Source organism: Endozoicomonas sp. SESOKO3 (assembly GCF_024606255.1).
This window is the reverse complement of record NZ_JAHHPR010000506.1, coordinates 1-2,198: the sequence shown is the minus strand read 5'-3', so window position 1 is coordinate 2,198 and position 2,198 is coordinate 1. Positions and strand designations below refer to the sequence as shown.

Below are 2,198 nucleotides of genomic sequence, written 5' to 3'. Positions count from 1 at the left end.
GACTTGAGTTGGGTGGCATCCAAATCAGAGATGACCGTCATTAAAAAATCAGCGGTACCCAGCCTCAATAATCCTTCAAGATTAGTGATCGGTGAGTTTTTAACACCCAGTTTCCCTCTTAAAAAGTCTTCGGTTGAACTGTCTAATGCCTGCTTGAACAAATGAATGGTAAACATGGACTTCAGTAAATCAGAATTCAGATTCAGTCTTTCTGAAATGACAAAGGCCTTATACTGGCACCACTGAAAAAATTGCCTTAAGAAACTTCTTTTGCTTGGGGCAATAAGAGAACCAATCCAGGATGTTATATCCCCAATCCCACTGAGATCGACCCCAATGTTGACCTGAACATGATAGCGTAGTGGCTTCTTCCCTCTTGCCTTGGGCAATAATGAGATTTTATTATTTTCATATTGAGGATTGTTGATTAGCCTGAACTTTTTTAAATCATCTTTTGGATCATTTTCAAGTAGCTCGTTATTATAAGCTTGAACGAAATCGCTTACGGTAATACCACTCTCAGGTATTTTTGCTAAACCAGAGTGCAATATATTGGTAGCACGAAATAAAGCTGAGGATTCACTTAGATAATCCCGGAGAGGTTTTGGTCCGGTAACGATTTCAATGACAGAGCCATGCCTGGCTGAATCAGTAGTCAGGGCCAAATCATGATAATCAGGGCTAACACGTTCATCAGAAGTGAATTTAGTGTACGCCAGGTCTACTCTCGATTCAGTATCCACACTTGTGAGAGAGTACTCTATTTCAAGACCGATCTGTCCTTTATAAGTGTCTACAGGGATAGCTGGAGCTTTTATGTTTTCTGGTAATTTTTTAATGTCAAGTTCATCCAGAATGCTTTTCCGAATGGTTTCAGAATCCCTGCTGACGCCTTTCAACAGATTTGCTGCAACAATATACCGAGCCATCAGGCTTGATAAAGTGTGATATTGTTGAGCCAGAATTTTGCCTTCGGTGAAATACTGGCTTGGGTCAATTTTCAGGACACAACCGGTATTTTTGACCAGAACCGGCTCCGGCGCAGTTATGCTGGATGAACCGGGAGGAGTGATGACCAGTAGTAGCCGGACAGAGTTAGGTATTTTGACCTGGTCGAAGCCTGTGCCGACGGAGCTATCAATAACGCCCCGGTTCACCAGAGTCTGGAGATCGCCAAAGGTCTGGTTTTGCCCTTCCTTCAACGCCTCGGAAAAAGCCTTGAACTCAGGGGTGGTTCTGAGCCATCGAAGTGTTCTGATAATATCACTGTGCAACAAAAACAGGTCTTTTGAAGGAACATTGTTTTCCATAACATATTTGATAAACCGGCCAGAAAACAGGATCGCGATCTTTGACGCCGAGCCTTTATCGCCATAGGAACCCGGTGCCACTTCGCTAATAATTCCGGGACTGTTCTTCTTTATTCCTTTGTTATAGACGTCCAGGTAATGAGAAGAAATTGTGCCAGTGTACGGAGTTTTGTCTGGCGGGTTTTCCATATCACCCAGATCTGACAATAAACTGTCCTTGACTTCGGCGGGTAAACCAGTGCTGGTTATTCGATTTTTCAACAACTGGTAATCCGATTGCTGCAGCTGCAGCGCAGACCGCAGTTCTGAATCCAGCATCTGTTTCCAGAAATCTGTGTGTAGCTCAACCAGGCCCTGTGCAAAATTACCAACAGCGGTCCCCGGCTCCGCTTCGAGAGAACGAAAAACGTTTCTGACCGGAACGGCCAGACGCTTTTCCTGAAACAATACGCCCAGTGCCTGCCGGAAATCATCCACAGAACCCTGGGCAAACTTAAGCTCACGGTTATCACTATAAACAACGATCGTCTTATAAAGTGGATCGCTGTCTTCGGGCACCTGCCGTAGTTTCAGAACGTTATCAAAACCGTAATCACCATCAGGATCATTATGGAAATCCGTTTGCCATATCTCCATAGCCCTGACGATTTCAGCTGCGGTTGCTACCGATGCTCGCAGTTTCAGGAGCAGAGCCAGCCCGTAAGATTGGGCCATTACCCGGCCCAGACGGGAGGCAGACGAATTTTGTCGTACATCCGATAGTCCAAGCTCGATGATGACAGGCTTCTTTCCCCACAATTGCCCAACAGTCAGCCAGCTGTCTGCGATCAGCCGATCGCGTTCCGGGCGAATATGAATGCCCGGAATTTCTGATTCAAAATCATTCTC

Annotated in this window: 1 protein-coding gene; it reads right to left on the bottom strand. The window is 45.4% G+C overall.

From position 1 onward, the window contains the following. Positions 1-2,198 (bottom strand): hypothetical protein (locus tag KDK18_RS08795; protein ID WP_257254528.1); only part of this gene is annotated, 2,198 nt, incomplete at both ends.